This is a genomic window from Candidatus Burkholderia verschuerenii (genome assembly GCF_001189365.1).
In the GTDB taxonomy this organism is placed as follows: domain Bacteria; phylum Pseudomonadota; class Gammaproteobacteria; order Burkholderiales; family Burkholderiaceae; genus Caballeronia; species Caballeronia verschuerenii.
In genome coordinates, this window is sequence record NZ_LFJJ01000108.1 from 1 (window position 1) to 18,173 (window position 18,173).

An 18,173-nucleotide genomic window follows, 5' to 3' on the forward strand; every position below is an offset into this window, starting at 1 on the left:
TTACCCGGAACAATGGACTCCAGTCGTCCCCATATCTCATCGGTCAGCAACATTCGACTCATCTTGATCGCTTACGCAAAAGATGAGATGTAAACACATTTCTTCAAATGTGAACAGAGCCTAGTGAGTCGCCGTATGAAACACAACGGAATCGCCGCTACGTCGGCGGTACATAAAGCGTTGTTTGTCGACGGAGTCGCATCGATGCACTTCGATGTTCAAACACGCGCCATCGCCGATCTATCCCACGCCGATCACATTCATCGTGACTAGCAATTGCAAGGCCACCCCCACGGCGATAAAGCTCGCCGCCATGATGAGTTTCACTCGAAAACGTATCGCACCCGCCGATCGATTCATGCGCGCTCCCTATCGAACTTGCCAGCAAGTCACGCGGCGGCTTCCCGCCGCGTGACGATCCTCAACGACTACGCGAATGCACTGCTCATATGAAGCGTCCCGTTCACGCCAGCAGGGAAAAAGCCGCCTTGCGACACCGCGCCCTTGTTCAGATAGACGATGTTGAGCACGTCGTCGTAACTTCGGCTGAACGCGATGCCGTTGTTATCGAGCGGCACGATGTTGGAGATCTGACTGTTCGCGCCCGCAATGCCCTGATCGACATCGCTCGACGAATCGAGTGAATCTCGCGCATCCGAAATGGCTTGCGTCGCCGTCACGAGGCTCGGTGTCTGGATGCCTTTCGAATAGAGCACCGTTCTGACGAGGCCCGCGTGATAGGCCTCGGCCGCGAGTATTCCCGCCGCCGCTTCGAGATAGGTCTTGTTGGTGATGAGCGGCGACGCGCCCTTGTACGCGGTGACGCCGACATCCTCGAAGATAAATGCGCCGAGCAGGAAGTTGTTGTCGTTCAGATAAGGATTGAAGGCGGTGCCCGCCGGGGCAAGACCCGCCGCCTGAGCGGCAAGCGAAAACGCGCCGTTCGGATCCGTGCCGCCGACGTCCAGCGCGGGCATCGCCACTGCCGAACCGCCGAGCGCGGTGCGCAGAAATGCCACGTGTTCGAGTTTGTCCTTGGCGATCTCGCGCGCATACGCCGCGACGACGGGATCGGAAAAGGTCACCTGTTGACCGGGAATCACCTTGCCCGGCGTGCCTGCGCCGGTGATGAGATTGGCGGGCAATCCCGCGCCCGTCGTGGCATACGCGTAGAACGTCGCCTCCAGATACTCGAGGTTGAGCGCGAAGTTGAGGATCTCCGCATCGGTCGGTCCCGACGCGGCATTGGCGTTGTCTCCCGAACCGCCGCCGCATGCACCGAGAATCGTGCCGCCTACCAAACCCAGTCCGCCTGCACTGCGAAAAAACTGGCGTCGCTTTGCCCGGCGCTCGACGCGTCGATCGAATACGTCGGTCGCTGAAGTTGTGTCAGCCATGTCCATCTCCTGATAGTAGTGATGTAGACAGCGTCGAATCGAGCGTAAGTGGGTTCGACACGACGCCGGGAGAGCGGGACGGTTTGCCGGGCAGAACGTGGTTAGCAGCGCAGGCCACTCTCAAGCGCGCATACGATGCAGCGCGTGAGAAGAGATGCATGGCGTAACAGATTCTTTCACATGCGATCGGCGTGAAGCGTGTCGTTACCGTCAATCCAACGAGCGGCGCGCAATCTTGACCGAGACGTTGAGCAGGGTTTGCATTGAGCAAGGATCGCTAACGAAACCCCTTTATTTGCAGTAGCGAAGCTTTGTCGTGGACTCGCAATGGACGTGCCGCAAACCGCACATCAATGCGCGGTGTGGCGATCGATAAACCCGGAGACGTCGTCGAGCACGGGCGCCACCGTGATGAAGGTCGACAACGCGCGTACCGGTCGCGCGAGACTTCCCACGATCATCGCGTGATTGATGCCGTCGTAGCGTTTGAGGAGGACGCGATCGTGCGCCGCAAGCAGGCGCGCGGCGAAGCGATCCGTGTTGCCGGGATCGATCGTGCGGTCTGCCGTTCCGACGCCCAGAAAGATGGGCGGCTCGCGTCCGGCGACATGGTTGATCGGTTGACTGTCTTGCCGGAGCGTCGCCGGAAAGACCGCTTTGAGATCGTCGTCCTGGAGAGGCAGGAAATCGTACGGGCCAGCGAGTCCGATCGCGCCGGCGATGGAACAGGCTTCGACGCCGTGCTCCATCAGATAGTGACGATCGGTCGCGAGAAGCATCGCGATATGCGCGCCCGCCGAATGGCCCATGAGAAACAGGCGATCGGGATCGGCGCCGAAGTCGGCCGCGTGCGCGCGCGCCCATGCGACTGCGGCGGCGGCATCGTCCATAAAGCCGGGGAACGTCGTTTGCGGATAGAGCCAGTAATCCGGAATCACCGTGACATAGCCGCGCGAGGCGAGCGCTTCGCCGACGAACCGATAATCGCGACGCTCGCCCGATTGCCAGCTTCCGCCGTAAAAGAACACCACCAGCGGTCTGGCCGAAGCCGATGCCGAAGCGGACTTGGGCACGTAGACATCGAGCGCATGACGTTCGCCGCTTTCATATTGCACGCCCGCATGCTCGATATAGTCGTGACGCGGCGTCAGCGCATTGACGAGTCTGACGGGACTGCATGCACAGAGCAGGGCGATCGTCGATGCGCAAGCAAAGGCAGACGCGAAACGACCGACGCGGCTTTGGATCGATGACATTCAGGACGGCGCGCTTGGGCTGAAGCTTATCGATACGAGACAGAAGCCTTCTCGGATGCACGCGTGCTGACAAAAGGCTCTTCCGGCCGATCGACCCGTAACCGCTAAAATCGAGCTTTTAGCCCGGAAATATGTGCATGTCTTTCGCTTCGCTCGGCCTGATCGACCCGTTGCTGCGTAATTTGCAGGAACTCGATTACCAGACGCCTACGCCGGTCCAGACCCAGGCCATCCCCGCCGTGCTCGGCGGCCGCGACGTGCTCGCTGCGGCGCAGACCGGCACCGGCAAGACGGCGGGCTTCGCGCTACCGCTGTTGCAGCGGCTGGTGCAACACGGCCCGGCGGTGTCCAGGAATCGCGTGCGCGCGCTGGTGCTGGTGCCCACGCGCGAATTGGTCGAACAGGTGCTGCAAAGCTTTGTCGCTTACGGCAAAGGCCTCGATTTGCGAATGCTGGCGGCCTACGGCGGCGTGAGCATCAATCCCCAGATGATGAAGTTGCGCAAAGGCGTGGATGTGCTCGTCGCCACGCCGGGCCGTTTGCTCGATCTGAATCGCCAGAACGCGGTGCAGTTCGATCAGGTGAAGACGCTGATCCTCGATGAAGCCGACCGCATGCTCGATCTCGGCTTCGCGCGCGAACTCGACGCCGTCTTTGCCGCCTTGCCCGATCAGCGCCAGACGCAGCTGTTCTCCGCGACGTTTTCCGACGACATCCGCGCGATGGCGGCGAACATTCTGCGCGATCCGGTGAATATCAGCGTCAGCCCGCCCAATGCCACGGCCAGCAAGATCAAGCAATGGATCGTGACGGTGGACAAGCGCAACAAGCCCGAGCTTTTCATGCATCTCGTGGCGCAAAACAACTGGACACACGCGCTGGTGTTCGTCAAAACCCGCAATGGCGTGGATTATCTGGCATCGATGCTGGATGAAGCGGGCTATGCGGTCGACACCATTCACGGCGACAAACCGCAACCCGCGCGCCTGCGTGCGCTGGAGCGCTTCAAGAGCGGCGAAGTCCAGATGCTGGTGGCCACCGATGTCGCGGCGCGCGGTCTGGATATCGACGATCTGCCGCTGGTGATCAACGTCGATCTGCCGATCGTGGCGCAAGATTATGTGCATCGAATCGGGCGAACAGCGCGGGCGGGCGCGAGCGGCACGGCGGTGTCGCTCGTCTGCGCCGACGAAGCGCCGCAACTCGCCGCGATCGAAGCGCTGATCCGGCAAACGCTGCCACGCGAAGAGGAGCCGGGTTTCGAAGCCGATCATCGCGTGCCGGAAACCAGCGCGACGGGCGAGATCATCAAGAAGCCCAAAAAGCCGAAGAAGCCGAAAGTGCCGCAAGCCGCGCCGATGCCTGGCAAGCAGGCGCGCGGCGACGCGGACACTGAGTCGCTCGGCGTCAATCCTTTCAGCAAGCCGAAGCCGCGCGCCAAACCCGCCGGCGGCCGTGGCGGACGCAAGCGCCCGTAACGACGAACCGACCCTGGCGTCGGATTCGAACGATCGGACGAATGCCGCTATAAGCGGCGCGCCGCACACTCGCGCCATCACCAAGGTAGTAAGAAGAAACAAAAAGCGGTAATGTGCGCTTTCCAACACTTCAGCCATCAGCACGGCAATCGGCAGCGCGCAGTATCCGTGTCGACGAATCCGTCGCACTGCCGCAGGTGACGCGCAGACCCACGCAAGGTCAGGCCGCAGCGTCGCGTATGACGGATTGGGTCATCCAAAATGAACACGACTTGATCGCCTGAGCCGGGCGACTCGTCACCAAACGTCGAAACATCATGAGAGAAAACTGGGTGGATCATGCCAAGGGTATTGGTATCATCCTGGTGGTATTCGGACACGTCAACCGTGGACTGGAAAGCGCCGGCATCGTCATGCCGGGCGGCGCGTACAAGCTGGTGGACAGCCTGATCTACGCCTTCCATATGCCGCTGTTCTTTTTCCTGTCCGGACTGTTCTTCGTCAAGTCGATCGAATCGCGCGGGACCTGGCGCTTCGTCGGCAGCAAGGTCGATACGCTGGTCTATCCGTTCGTGATCTGGTCGACGCTGCAAGGCGGCATCCAGATTCTGCTGTCGCGCTATACCAACGGCAACGCGACGGTGTCCGACATGCTGACCATGTACGTGCGTCCGCACGATCAGTTCTGGTTCCTTTACGCGCTCTTCATGAACGCGGTGCTGTTCGCGCTGCTGTACTGGCGCGAAGCGTATCGGCGCGGCTGGCCGCTGCTGATTCTGGCGATCACCGTGGTGCTGTATCTGCTGCAGGATCGCATCGGCGAGCGCTTCAACGTGGATTTCATCACGCGATTCGCGGTGTTCTATATCGCCGGGGCGTGCTTCATGCCGCTGGTGCGAAGGCTCGAAACCGTCGGCATGGGCACGATCGCGCTGGTGGTCGTCGTATTCGCCGTGCTAGAGTACGTGTTCCACATCACCTTCGGGCTGAACTACGAGCGCACCGGCGTGTTTTCGCTGGTGCTGGCGTTCTTTGGCATCGCGGCGTTGGCGTGCGTGTCGGTGCAGACCGCGAGGTCGCACGTCGACTGGCTCGGCCAACTCGGGCGCGTCAGCATGCAGATCTATCTGATGCATATTCTCGCGGGCTCGGGCACGCGCATCATCCTGAGCAAGGCGCTGCACGTGCATAACTGGACCGTGCATGCGGTCGTCGGGACGGCGGTCGGCATCGTTGCGCCGATCATCGCCTGGCAGTTGATGCAGCGATTCCGCATGACGTGGCTCTTCAACCGTCCGCGCGCCGGCGGGATGCGGTGAGGCGCGCAGGCGTCTTAACGCTTGATCGCTGAATACAAAGTCCCGACTTCGGCAAAACCGGAGCCGGGGCTTTTTGCTTGAGCGCGCCGAAGGACGAAAAGGGTGGCATTATTACTATTCCTGCTTGATCACCGACGCTCAAAACAGTTCGCATCGCGAAAACGAAACTGCGGTCGGTCGATCGGTTTTAACCTGGAAGCACATCGACAATGAATAAAGGAAAGGCCAAGCTGACCCGCCAGGATGGGGAGCGACTTTTTGAAGGGCTGCCGCCAGCGAAAGCAAAGGTATCCAGCCGCCCCGAGAATCCGTTCGGGCCTGACGTGTCGGAGGTCGCCAAACGCGCCGACGACGAATCTACGTTGTGGAAAGACAATCTGATCACGCTTCCCGTCGGGCTCGAATTGCCAAAAGCTTATGCGTCAACGACCGCGTTGCGCGAAGGGATGACGCGAGCATTAAGCGTGAAGTGGGTCCGCGAAGGGAAAGACGAGATCGTTGCGGAGTTTCCCGAGGGTTGGGAGGCGATTCGCCCGAAAAGCGGCCCCGTCGAGTTGCGAGACTCGGCCGGAAGAATCCGCGCGGTTTTCGGATGGGCGAAAGACGCTGAAGTGAGGCTCTTGCCTCGCTATTCGGTTGAGTCGCAGGCAAACGGCTCGAACGGCCTGAACAGCGTGTTGGTGCGCGACCGTGCGAACGGAAACATCCTCGAGCGAGCCTCGACCTGGTCCGCGCGAGCGGGTACTCATCATCCCGAGTGGGCCAAGCTCGCTGCCTGGCTGGACGCGCGCTATCCGGATCACGACGACCCGCTTCGTTACTGGGAAGACTGCGAGAAGAATCTGCACGGTTGAGAGGTGGGTTGCCGCGAAAAGCAGCGTCGGCAATACCATTGGTAGCAGTTTTGACTGTCCGAAGTTGAACCTTGTCGCAGGCGCGTTGGCACGTAAGGATGCTGCAATTTGAAAGCGCCAATGTTGGACGCGAGGTCAACATCGGGCTGCGAACCTCAACGATTCGTCGTCGACGAATATGTGGATTCGGCCGACGCGCTTTGCGCCTATCTACAAACTGAAGGCATGATTACGCGATCAGAATTTTTAAAATAGAAATCCTAAGAGATGTTGAAGCATGGGACTCTAGCTTAAAAAATCCTTGAAGTGAAGCAGAGTCCCGCGCGTTCTTCGTGACCATGCATGTATGTCTCCGTCTGAAGCCATTATTGCCATCGACATAACTGCGCCATGACAACGCGCGATGCAAGCGACATCATCGACCGGAACGATGTCATACGCGTAGCATCAAATAAGCGTTCACCTCAGGAGGCGCTCCATGGCAAGCAACGAGTATGTTCTTTTCAAGGGCACGGTCAAGCTCGGCGTTCCCTTTCTGAAGGGTTACAAAGGCGATCCGCACTATGTGATCGTCAGCGAAGATCAGAACGGCCGAGAGTTCCGTATCGTCACGAACGCGAAGTCGGATAGCTCGCTGACCGGGCCTGCCGGTTATCTCGTGCTGTATGCATGGAACCAGTACTTTCAGCATCCGATGACGGCCGACCTCGACAAGATCGCGGCGGGCGTTTCGACGTCCAACTTCCCGAAGCTCGACTATGTGCACGACACGCGTCTCGTCGATCTCTCCACCATGCGCCCGATTCCGCTCGATACCGAGCACGAGGAGAACGACATCAACGCGCTGCTCAACGACATGCTGCAACTCGACATGTCGGCGCAAGGCAGCGACTATGTGTATCCGACGCCTTCGTACAAGGACAATCGCCTGGGCTGGAAGCCGACGAAGGACGTGACGGTGTACGGCTTCGGCTTTCTGTTCGAACCGGGCAAAGACGGCTTGCACGAAACGCATATGAATCAGGGCAACCCGAAGCCCGCGAACGGCAGCAAGGTGCGCGACCATTCGAATGAAAACGGCGTGTTTCAGGACGGCGCGGTAATGGTGGAAGTGGACGGCAAATTTCAGGCGCTGTTCGTCGCGTTCCAGCCCCAACTCGTGCCGACCGATAATCGCGGCCGGCCGATTCCGGGGCAATCGCATCCGATTTTGCAGGGGGCGTGAGGGTGGGGCCTGACCTCAGTCAGGCCCAAAATCCACGTCACTCCTTCTTCCCACAACACGCGCTCGGCTCGCGAAACGCCTTCTCCCCCGCATCCGACACTTCGACCCAGCGCTTATCCGGCGGCGCGCCATCCACATAACTGTCGTGCCAGTTCCACCATTTATACGTGGTGGTCTGCGAATAGCCTTCGGGCGAGTCTTCCCACAACTCCTGCCGCCCGAGCGGCGTGATGTCGAGATAGTTGCACGTGCCGCCCATCTGCTCGTCGCCGCGATTGTTGATGAAATACGTGCGGAAAATGTGCCCGTCGTCGTCGCGATAGAACACGTTGGTGCCGTGCCATTCGTCGACGCCGAAGTCGCTATCGAAGCTGTCCGTCACGGTGAACCACGGAATGTCCTGCCAGCCCATGCTTTGCTGCAAACGCGCGATATCGGCTTGCGGCGCGCGCGATGCGAACACGAGCGTCGTATCGCGTGCGTTCAGATGCGACAGATGCGCGACCTGATCCGCCACCATCGAACACATCCACGGCACGCGTGTTCGGGCCAGCCGTAGACGCCGGGCTCGTAGAACGCGCGGTAGACGATCAGTTCCCGCCGTCCTTCGAACAGGTCGCGCAGCGTGAGTGTGCCGTTGGGTCCGTCGAACGTGTAGGTTTTTTCGACCGCCATCCACGGCATGCGGCGGCGTTCGGCGGCGAGCGCATCGCGGGCACGCGTGTGGGCTTTTTCCTTGACGAGCAGTTGCTGGCGGGCCGCCTCCCATTCGTCTTTCGATACGACGGGCGGCGTTTTCATGGCGGGTTGCGTTTCTCCTGATGCAGTCATGGCTTGTCGACCTCCGGTTGGGATGGACTCGTGCGTCGCGCGAGTTGCGCGCCGCTTCGGCCAGAACGAGTGTCCGCCCGAAACGTCGCGTTCCGGGAGTAACAAGTGTGACGCTGTTTCGTCCCGGCCGCTCGCGCACGATGCATCGATGCGCGCGAGCGGCTCCATTCCCAAGCCTTGAATCAGGGCTTGTAGCCGTCGTTCAGCGTGTTGAGAAACGCGACGATATCCTTGATGTCCTGATCGGTCCATCGCCGGTTTCTCGCCGAACTTGCGATCGAACGGCGCATCCTTGTCGTCGATGTTCGCGTGATACTTCACCGTCAGATCGTCGTACTTCATCACGTGACCGGCGGCATCTTTCGAATAGAACTTCTCGGGCGCGGTATTGCGTTCGTTGTAGAACGCCATCACCTGATCGAGCGAGTGATAGACGCCGTTATGAAAGTACGCATGCCGTGTCGCCACGTTGCGCAGCGTCGGCGTGAGGAACATGCCGCAGTATTGCGTCTGATCCTTCAGATCGTCGCGGAACGGGCCGCATACGCCCATATCGTAGAAGTTGGCGTTTTTGTTGATCGCGAGCTTCGGGTTACGCGGAATGCCGAGCGACTCGTATTGATAGTCGGTAAACATCGGCGGCTGACCATCTGCGCTGGGCTTCGACAGGTGACAGCCCGCGCAGTTGGCCTTGTTCGGATCGTTGAAGAGATGCAGACCGTGCAACTCCGCTTGCGTGAGACGCGTCTTGCCTTCGAGCCAGTAATCGTACTTGCTCGAATACGGATGGAACGCCTGCTCTTCCACCTGATAACGCGCGACCGCGAACATCGCTTCCGACACGGCGAGTCCGTGTGCGCCGAAAATCAGCGGGCCGAACAGCTTCTCCATGTCGCCCTTGTATGACGCGTGTTCGAGCTTGTCCTGCACCTGATCGAGGCTCGTGTTCGCCATCTCGACCGGGTTCAGCATCGGGCCGCTGGCTTGCGCCTGCAAGGTATCGGCGCGGCCGTCCCAGAAGAGGCCGCCTTGCGGGACCATCGCGGGCGCGGCGGGTGCGGTGCCGGCGTTTTTCTGCGCGCGCTGCGTGCCGGTGGCCGCTTGCGCGAGCGCGTTGAGATCGGGCGCGTTGTCGGCATCGCCCTGATCGGGGCCGATGCTGAAGTTCGGCTGACGATACAGATACATCAGCGAAGACGGCGGACGATAGCCCTGCAAAGTCAGATGCGGTCCGCCCAATTGCACTTGCAGATCGTTCGGCGCGGCGAACGCATGCGATGGATCGTGACACGACGCGCACGCCTGCTGCCCCGATGCGGACAAGGATTTGTCGAAGAAAATCTGCTTGCCGAGTTGCGCGACGGCGCTCAATTGCACCGCGGGCGGACGCTGCAAGCTCACCGGATGCGCGTTCGCGCCGGTAAGGTTTTCCACGACTTCGCCGACGGCCTCGGGCACATGCGACGGAAACTCGAGCGCGATCACCGCATGCAAGGAGCGATTCTTGAGTTTCGGTTTGGGATTGTTTTGGCCGAATGCCGGATCGACGGTAGCAGACATGGATAGGAACCAACGATAAGCATGAAATGGAAAAAGCGTTGTCGCCGGCAAGCGGCGACAACGCGTCACATCGACTACATGTACATCACATTACTTCGGATACCTTTAGATTGCCGGAACCGATGCCACCGGCGAACCGAGGTTCGGATCGACGAACAGGGTCGGGTTGTTGCCCTTGCCCGTGAAGTCGAACATGCATCATGATGCTGCCCGCGTTCGCGTCGAACGAACCGCCGCCCAGACGCGCGCTGGAAAGCCAGTTGTCTTCGATGAACTTCACGACGGACGCCTGCGAGATCTGCGTATGGTCGACGTAGTTGACCTTGGCCCACGGCGAGATCACGAGGAACGGAATGCGCGTGCCCGGACCGCAACGGCCGTTGACCACGCCGCCGTTCACGCCGGTCGGCTGCGCGCCCGTGCCGCACTTGCCCGCGCCCATCAGCTGGTCGGCTTGCGCGTCGAACGAGGAGGAGGTCGGACCCACATACGCATGGTCGTACCAGCCGTCCGAGTTATCCCACGCGACGATCACGGCAGTGTTCTTCCAGTCCGGCTGCTGCTGGAGGAAGTTCACGACCTTCGCGGTGAACGCCTGTTCGTCGAGCGGATCGGAGTAGCCCGCGTGACCGTCCTGATACGCCGGCACCTTCAGGAAGCTGACCGACGGGAAGTTGCCGGCCTTGACCGATGCGAAGAAGTCGTCCGTGTCGTACTGGTGATTCGCCGGTTCCGCCGTCTTGCCGTCCGCTTCGAGCGACGAGCCGATGGCTGCCGTCGAGCTCGGGCGCAAGTGTTGCAGGTTGGCCGTCGACGCGTAGTACTGGAACCAGTTGTGGTGCGGAATGTAGTCGGCCGTCGACGAATTCACGACCGTCGAAAGCGTGCTGCGCTTGCAGCCCGTCGAGCCGTCGGCGTTGACCGTCGACAGGTTGAAGCCGCCCATGAAGCCGCCCCACGTGACGTTCTTGGCGTTGAGCAGATCGCCGATGTTCTTCGACGACATCATCGCGACATCGGTCGTGCTCGAGCACAGATCGTTGGCCGGATCGACGTCGTTGATCATCGTGTAGCCGCCCTGGCCGTCGGCGACATAGTACGAGCCCGATGCCGTCGTCAGGTTGAAGACCGGCTTGCTGGCCTTGACGATCTGCATGCCGTTGGTGTTGCCCGACACGACTTCGAGCGCGCCCGGCGTCGACGGGCCGTAGGTGTTGGTGAAGGCGTTGTCGCTCATCGAGAACTTCTGCGCGTAGTTCCACAGCGCCGCGACCGTGTTGCCGTCGTAGTAGCCCATCACCTGACCGGCCGTGCCGAACGAACCCGCGCCGCCGCTCGAGCCCTTACCAGTGTATTTCGGGAACAGATCGGCCGCGCCGTTGTTGTAAGCCTGCTGTTCGGCCGTGTAAGCGTGGTTCTGGTCGGCCGTCGCCGCTTGCGTGCGGTCCAGACGGAACGGATTCGCAGCCGCCGCGCCGTTCAGGCGTTGGTGAAGTTCGGGTTCGACGTCAGCAGCGAGCCCGACAGGCCGTTGACCGTCGGCGTGCCCGCCGCTGCGGTGAAGCCCGGTTCGCCCGACGGATTGGCCGCGCTCGGGTAGGTTGCGAAGTAGTGATCGAACGAGACGTTCTCGTTGAAGATCACGACCAGATGCTTGATCGGCGTCGCGGTGGCGAGCTTGTCCTGCGCGCTTTGCGGCGTGTCGTTGTTATCGCTGCCGCACGCGTACAAGTCAAATGCGAACGCAGCCGACACGGCAACCATGATGGCTCGACGATACATAGATGAGACTCCGGGTGTCGTTTTTTAAATGTGATTCGATCACCTCCGGATATCGCGCCTCGGATGATCGACGTGTGGGGCACTTTCAGCCTCGGCCCGGATTTGATCACCGTTGCATGGCGCACTTAAGGCACTCCGCTTGCGCAATACTTACTTACGCTTGACGATTCGCGCTTTCATAAATTTCATTGGCTTTCTTACGGATGCAATTTCTCGCACGCGCGTGCATGACGATTCCGGCTTGCGAACGTCTTGCATCGCCGCCCCGCAATCGATAAGCAATTGAAAAGCACGCATGCGGGCGCACAGTTACCATAAGGGCGATTCCCACGACAGGCCCATCCAAATGTCCGACGATATTCCGGAACCGCAAGCCGTTTGTCATCCCATCACGCGTAGCGCGATCTTTCTCGTGGCGACCGTTGGGCCCGAAAAAGATCACGCCGATACCGTCCGTTCGTGGTGCGGCGACGTCGCCGCGCTGGTCCGCGCGATCGGCACGCGCGCGCCGGTCGCGAATCTCTCCTGCGTCGTCGGCTTCGGCTCGGACGTGTGTGAGCGTCTGTTCGGCGCGCCCCGTCCCGCGTCGCTGCATCCGTTCAAGGAAGTGCGCGCGGACGATCGTCACGCCGTCTCCACGCCCGGCGACATCCTCATGCACATTCGCGCCGATCACATGGACCTGTGCTTCGAGCTTGCATCGCAGATCATGGAAAAGCTCGATGGCGCGGTGACCGTCGTCGACGAAGTGCACGGCTTTCGCTACTTCGATCTGCGCGACATGGTCGGTTTCGTCGACTGCACGGAAAACCCGTCGGGCCGCGCGGCGGAAAGCTTCACGTCGGTCGGCTCCGAGGACGCGGACTTCGAAGGCGGCAGTTATGTGATCGTGCAGAAGTATCTGCATGACCTGAAGGCGTGGAATGCGTTGCCGGTGGAAAAGCAGGAGCTGATCATCGGGCGCAAGAAGCTGTCCGATGTCGAGCTCGATGCATCGGTCAAGCCTTCGTCGTCGCATAGTTCGCTGACGACCATCGAGGAAGACGGCAAGGAAGTGAAAATCCTGCGTCACAACATGGTGTTCGGGCGGCCGGGGTCGGCGGAGTTCGGCACGTATTTCATCGGCTATGCGCGCACGCCGAAGCCCATCGAGCAAATGATGGACAACATGTTTATCGGGCGTCCGCCAGGCAATTACGATCGCATCCTCGATTACAGCCGCGCGGTGACGGGCAGCCTGTTCTTCGTGCCGTCGGCGGAATTGCTGGACGATCTCGCGGATCGGGAGCCATCGGCGGGGAAGTGATCGATCAGGAAGACGTAGTATTGCCGTTCCGACTGAAATGCGACTAACGGTTTTCGCCGCATCGCGCCTTCGCTCGCTGCGCCAAACAAAGCCAAACCGAGAAGCAAAAACAGGCGACACGCTATCCGCGCGTCGCCTGTTTTGCATCGAAGAGAAAAGACTCGCCGTCCGCTCGATGGCGAACGGCGAGCAAGGGGATCGATTGGCCGTTAAGCGGCCTTGGCGTCCAGCGCGGCGTTTTCGAGCGCCGATGCCTTTGCCGCCTTGGTCTTGCCTGCGCGCGGCGCGCGACGGCGGCTGGCAAATGCCGCAGACCATGCCGTTGTTGTTGTCCTGCGAGTGCGCGACGAACTTGCCGCGGCAGCGCTTGCAGCCCACCAGGCGCAGCATGCCGGCTTCCTTGAAGCGCACGAAGGTCCACGCGCGCGTCAGGTCCATCTGCGGCTGCTCGCCATGCATCTCGAAGTGCTCGGCGTACAGGCCGTAAGCGCGGCTCAGCAGATCGACGCGGTCGAGTTCCGTGCTGTTTTCTTCGAGAAACGCATACACGTTGGTGAACATCGATGCGTGGATATTCGGGCCCCACGTCAGATACCAATCCGCCGAGAACGGCAGCATGCCCTTGGGCGGCGACGCGCCTTTCACTTCACGATACAGACGGATGATCAGGCGATCACGCGACAGCTTCGGGAATTCCGATTCCAGCACCTGCATGCGCGCGCCGAGGCGGATCAGCGTGACGGCGCGAAGCACCTGGCTGGCGTCGTCGGCAAGGCTCTTGGTCGAGGTCGTCGTCATGATCAGGCCACCAGCAGGGAAGCGTTGGAAGCAACAGCCGCGTTTTGCGTGCGTTCGGCAAGACCGGCGAGGCCCCCGAGCAGCGCATCGCCGCCGAGGCGGAAGAAGCACAGCACTTGCGACGACGACGCGAGCTTGGCGGTTTGCGTCGGCGACAGTTGCGTCAACGTTTGCGGCCATCTCCGCCGAAAGACCGAGGCGGGTTTGGGCGGCTTCACCTTCTTCGACCAGCAGACGCTGCGCCAGCAGCAGGTAAGACATGTTCAATTCGCGGATCGAATCGAGAGTTTGGCTGTCGCGCATCATGGTGTCGGATCGATGAAACTGCGGTTACCGGGAGGTGTCCCGGAAAACGTTACGTCGTTTCAGAACACGGATCGAATTGTGGGACTAATCTGACCGGCACGCAACACAATGTTACGAACGCAAACGCTTGCGCCAGGCGTCATTCGCCCGAGCAATCGTTTGGCGCGGAAAGATAAATTTTTCGTCTGGCGGACTGTATGGGTTGTTTCTGCTTTTCAGTGCGTACTGACAGGGCGTCTGGACGCCATATCGTCCGATGAGCTGCAAATCTTGCTGCCTGTTTCAGAAAATGGGGACAGCATTGAATAACGTGCGAAAGAGCTGTTTTCGGCAATAAGTACCTGAAAAATATCTTTTGCCTGACGTATTAAAGCAATAGATTTACCGGTCGTTATCGGCGCAATCGGGCCTTTTTACCGGTCGGAAGCGTCCTAGAATGAAGTGCGCTTTTGCTTAAAGTCGCCACGACGATCATTCGAACATCGGAGACACATCATGCGGCCACTCAGAACGGCAGGTTGGGTCATGCTTCTCGCGCTCGCGGCGACCGGCGCGCTGAGCAGTTGCGGCGGCGGATCGGACGACGGTAGCGCTTATCTGGACGCGCCGAAGATCATCATCGATTCCGACTTCAATACGATGGGCGACGACGGCCAGCTATTCGCGATGACCACGCAACTGATGGGCGTCGGCAAGGTGAATCTGCTGGGCTTGTGCGTCGTGACCGGCAACGACTGGCTGCTTCAGGAGGAGGCCGAGGCACTGAAGGCCGTCGAGCGGATGGGCGTGCAGACGCGCGTGGGCGTCTACGGGGGCGCGAATTTCCCGCTTCAATATGACGTCACCAGCATCCGCGAACAGATGCGCGCCAATCCGAACGGCTACTTCGGCGCGTGGATGCGTACCCAGCCGACCCAGCAATCGGACCTCACGCCGCCACCGGACGGCTTCGCGACCTCGACGCAACTGCAGCCGGAAGCCGCCGCCGATTTCATCATCGATACGGTCAAGCGCTATCCGCATCAGGTGACGATTCTCGAAGTCGGTCCGCCGACCAATCTGGCCACCGCCGTGATCGAGGCGCCGGAAATCGTGCCGCTCATCAAGCAGATCATCTATATGGGTGGCGCGATGAACGTGCCGGGCAACGCGAACGCCGTCGGCGAGCTGAACTGGTGGTTCGATCCCACGGCCGTGCGCACGCTGTTGCAGACGACCATCCCGCAAACGGTGATTCCGCTCGACGTGACCAACACGGTGCCGCTGACCGAATCGGTCTATAACTCGATCGTCAATCCGCCGACCGGGCAGACCGCGGTGACGAAGGTGTACGCCAGCGCCAACGCGGGCGCGTTCGCGACCAACACCGATCTCTACGATACGCTGACCATCTCCTACTTCTTCAACCCCGTGTTCGCGACGCAGACGCAAAGCGCCTATCTCGACATCGACACGACGCCGGGCGAGGATCAGGGGCACGTGAAGGTCTACCCCGACATGCCGCAGGCGGGCGCGTCGCCGCGCAAGATCACCTACGTGACGCGCTTCGATAACGACAACTTCTTCAAGTTCTACGTCGGCCTGCTGACGGACCCGGTGCCGGTGATGTTCCATTGACCGCTATGATGCGTGAGATCAAAAAACCTCATCGACACACGATAAAAGGAGACAACCGGCACATGAGCTCACGCGAAGCTATCGGCGCATTGCGCGACACCCTCGGGGCGGATGTCGTCGCCTTGCCCGACGAATTCGGCGACCGCCGCGTGGTCGACTGGAGCGGTTTGCCGGGCGCAACGCCGCTGGCACTGCTGCGTTCGCGTAACACGCAGGAAGTTGCGCAGGCGCTGGCCATCTGCACGCGATACAACCAGCCGGTCGTCACGCAAGGCGGGCTGACGGGACTCGTCGGGGGCACGAATCTGCGCGGCGACGAGATCGCGCTCAGTCTGGAGCGTATGAATCGGATTGTCGAGATCGACGAAGTCTCGGGCACGATGACGGTCGAAGCAGGCGTGCCGCTGCAAACCGTGCAGGAAGCGGCGAGCGCGGCGGGCTTCTACTTTCCGCTCGATTTGGGCGCGCGCGGCAGCTGTTCGATCGGCGGCAATCTCGCGACCAACGCGGGCGGCAACCGCGTCATCAAGTACGGAATGATACGCGATCAGGTGCTCGGCGTCGAAGCGGTGCTGGCGAACGGCGAGATCGCGGGCGGGCTCAACAAGATGATCAAGAACAATAGCGGCTACGACTTGCGCCATCTTCTGATCGGCAGCGAAGGGCCGAGGCTGTGCGAAAACAGGTAAGGTATCTCGGCGAGATTACGGACGGACCCGATCAATCGACGAGCGGTCTAATAGGTGCGATGGCCAAAGAAAACTCCGCCTCGCTTTCGATCAAGGCGACTCGCCGCTTGCTCTCATGTCCTTATCGCTTCGATTAACGACGGCGCACCTAGAATACTGATTGCTCGCTTCAGATTGTACGCTAAGACGTGAAGGCTCATCTCGGTTCACACGCGCGGGAGCGTTTTCGTCAAGAAGTGCGCGGAACCCATCCAGAACTTGAGCGTACCGAATGGGTGCTCGACCGTCTGTCGTCGTAGTCTTGCAGCGTGTGGATTCTTATCGAGGCGACGCTGCATGTCCTCAAGTACCTTCTCATGTTCCCATCTCGCGATCCTTCGATATGGACTCGGAGTGCATTGCGGCTTGAGTTTGCAACTTGGACATCCTGACGGCCAATATTTGTGAATCGTCAATCCCGCCTCGACCGTCTTAAAGCGCCAAATAGATCTTTCTCCTGCCGGACAGCGGTACTCGTCTTCAGCCTCAATGTAAACAAAATCCCGCTTGTCGAAACGGCCCTCTGCCTTGCTGTTCGATGTCAGCGGTTTCGGGACTAACGTCTTGATTCCTTGCTTCTCGCAGCGCAGAATTTCATCGCTCTTGTAGTAGCCGCGATCGGCAAGCGCCGTCAGCTTCTTTTTACCGATCGCGGCTCACGCCATTTCCGCCATTCTGGCCAACTGTGTTCGATCATGGCCAACGTTGACGACGTCATGTGCAACGATCATGTGACTTTTGAGGTCTACCGCAGTCTGTACGTTGTAGCCGACCATTCCGGTGCCGCGCCCACTGGTTGCCATTGAGCGAGCATCCGGATCCGTTAGCGAGATTTGGCCATCGGGCGCTGCGCGCATCCGGGCCTCAATCTCGCCGAGCTTCTGCACTTGTTCTTTGAGCTTCTGAATCTTCTCTTTCAAATGAGGGATGCGTTCATCCGGCAGGCTCGACGGCTCTCGATCGGCCCTGTCCAGCTCATCCATATAGCGGGCAATGCTTTGTTCGAGTTGCTCCATTCGAGCCTGAAGCTTGCGGTCGGTGAAGTTCTTGTCACGGTTGTTCACCGCCTTAAATTTACTGCCGTCTATAGCAACAGTTGCGTCTGCGAATAGCTTCAACCGGCGGCAAAGCAACACAAACTCGCGGCAGACTTTGCGGATCGCAACGCCGTTGTTCTTGCGGAAGTCAGCGATCGTCTTGAAGTCAGGCGCCAGTCGGCCTGTCAACCAGATCAATTCGAGATTCCGTCGTGCTTCCCGCTCGAGGCGGCGACTCGATTGAATTCGATTCAAGTACCCGTAGATGTAAAGCTTGAGCAAGGTCGACGGATGATATGCCGGTCTGCCTACCAAGGAGGGCGAGGCCCGCTCGAAGCCAAGACCTATTAGATCAAGCTCGTCAACAAACACGTCTACCACTCGTACGGCGTTATCCGCATCGACGTAATCGTCGAGACACTCAGGTAGCAGTGCGACTTGATCTCGCGCCGCGCTCTCAATAAATCGCTCCATGGGCCACCATCGAAAGACGTGTTGACTAACTATAGGCAATCAACGCGTTTTTACACAGCCTCGACCCATAACTTCCCTCTTGGATCGTGATGGCGGCGGGACAGATCGATCCGATGCCGGTTTGTTCCGCTAATCTGTGGCGAGGCCGACGTACAACTCCCGTTCGGCCTCGCCACCCTTTATCGTTTTCGGGGATGCGGGCTCG

General features: G+C 60.1%; 8 protein-coding genes and 7 pseudogenes. 7 read left to right on the forward strand and 8 right to left on the reverse strand.

Annotation, left to right across the window (positions count from 1 at the left end; translation table 11 throughout):
* Positions 1-428 precede the first annotated feature (428 nt).
* Together BVER_RS17820 and BVER_RS17825 are read right to left on the reverse strand one after the other, a co-directional pair.
* The gene (locus BVER_RS17820; RefSeq protein ID WP_050454458.1) at positions 429-1,397 is read right to left on the reverse strand and encodes a ferritin-like domain-containing protein; all 969 of its coding nucleotides are present in this window, start codon (positions 1,395-1,397) and stop codon (positions 429-431) included.
* A 350-nt stretch (positions 1,398-1,747) separates the two neighbouring features.
* Positions 1,748-2,653 carry an alpha/beta hydrolase gene (locus tag BVER_RS17825; RefSeq protein ID WP_050454450.1) on the reverse strand — a complete coding sequence of 302 codons (906 nt, stop codon included), beginning with the start codon at positions 2,651-2,653 and terminating at the stop codon, positions 1,748-1,750.
* 137 nt (positions 2,654-2,790) lie between these two features.
* On the opposite strand from BVER_RS17825, the gene BVER_RS17830 reads away from it, so the two are divergent.
* From BVER_RS17830 to BVER_RS17845, 4 genes are all read left to right on the forward strand, one after another.
* Complete coding sequence (locus tag BVER_RS17830) at positions 2,791-4,131, forward strand: DEAD/DEAH box helicase (RefSeq protein ID WP_050454451.1); 1,341 nt, start codon at positions 2,791-2,793, stop codon at positions 4,129-4,131.
* Positions 4,132-4,448: 317 nt separating this feature from the next.
* Positions 4,449-5,450 (forward strand): acyltransferase family protein, encoded by a 1,002-nt coding sequence (locus BVER_RS17835; protein ID WP_050454452.1) that lies wholly within the window; start codon positions 4,449-4,451, stop codon positions 5,448-5,450.
* A gap of 209 nt (positions 5,451-5,659) precedes the next feature.
* On the forward strand, positions 5,660-6,304 hold the full coding sequence (locus tag BVER_RS17840; RefSeq protein ID WP_050454453.1) for a hypothetical protein: 645 nt from the start codon (positions 5,660-5,662) through the stop codon (positions 6,302-6,304).
* Between the two features lie 478 nt (positions 6,305-6,782).
* Positions 6,783-7,529: a DUF2278 family protein gene (locus BVER_RS17845; protein WP_050454454.1), complete on the forward strand. Its 747-nt coding sequence runs from the start codon at positions 6,783-6,785 to the stop codon at positions 7,527-7,529.
* 37 nt (positions 7,530-7,566) lie between these two features.
* Here the strand turns inward: BVER_RS17845 and BVER_RS17850 are convergent.
* From BVER_RS17850 to BVER_RS17860, 3 pseudogenes are all read right to left on the reverse strand, one after another.
* A pseudogene (locus tag BVER_RS17850) lies at positions 7,567-8,360 on the reverse strand (DUF899 domain-containing protein).
* A 182-nt stretch (positions 8,361-8,542) separates the two neighbouring features.
* Positions 8,543-9,920 (reverse strand): annotated as a pseudogene (locus BVER_RS17855) (cytochrome-c peroxidase).
* A 105-nt stretch (positions 9,921-10,025) separates the two neighbouring features.
* Positions 10,026-11,702 (reverse strand): annotated as a pseudogene (locus BVER_RS17860) (phospholipase C).
* Between the two features lie 346 nt (positions 11,703-12,048).
* Here BVER_RS17860 and BVER_RS17865 point away from each other — a divergent pair.
* Positions 12,049-13,008 carry a Dyp-type peroxidase gene (locus BVER_RS17865; RefSeq protein ID WP_050454455.1) on the forward strand — a complete coding sequence of 320 codons (960 nt, stop codon included), beginning with the start codon at positions 12,049-12,051 and terminating at the stop codon, positions 13,006-13,008.
* Between the two features lie 209 nt (positions 13,009-13,217).
* On the opposite strand, the pseudogene flhC reads toward BVER_RS17865, so the two are convergent.
* Positions 13,218-13,806, reverse strand: a pseudogene (flhC, locus tag BVER_RS30310) (flagellar transcriptional regulator FlhC).
* A 222-nt stretch (positions 13,807-14,028) separates the two neighbouring features.
* Positions 14,029-14,112, reverse strand: a pseudogene (locus BVER_RS35665) (flagellar transcriptional regulator FlhD); the annotation flags it as partial.
* 495 nt (positions 14,113-14,607) lie between these two features.
* On the opposite strand from BVER_RS35665, the gene BVER_RS17875 reads away from it, so the two are divergent.
* Together BVER_RS17875 and BVER_RS17880 are read left to right on the forward strand one after the other, a co-directional pair.
* Positions 14,608-15,729: a nucleoside hydrolase gene (locus BVER_RS17875; RefSeq protein ID WP_050454457.1), complete on the forward strand. Its 1,122-nt coding sequence runs from the start codon at positions 14,608-14,610 to the stop codon at positions 15,727-15,729.
* Between the two features lie 62 nt (positions 15,730-15,791).
* Positions 15,792-16,394 (forward strand): annotated as a pseudogene (locus BVER_RS17880) (FAD-binding oxidoreductase); the annotation flags it as partial.
* A 137-nt stretch (positions 16,395-16,531) separates the two neighbouring features.
* Here the strand turns inward: BVER_RS17880 and BVER_RS17885 are convergent.
* Positions 16,532-17,968, reverse strand: a pseudogene (locus BVER_RS17885) (IS1182 family transposase).
* Positions 17,969-18,173 lie beyond the last annotated feature (205 nt).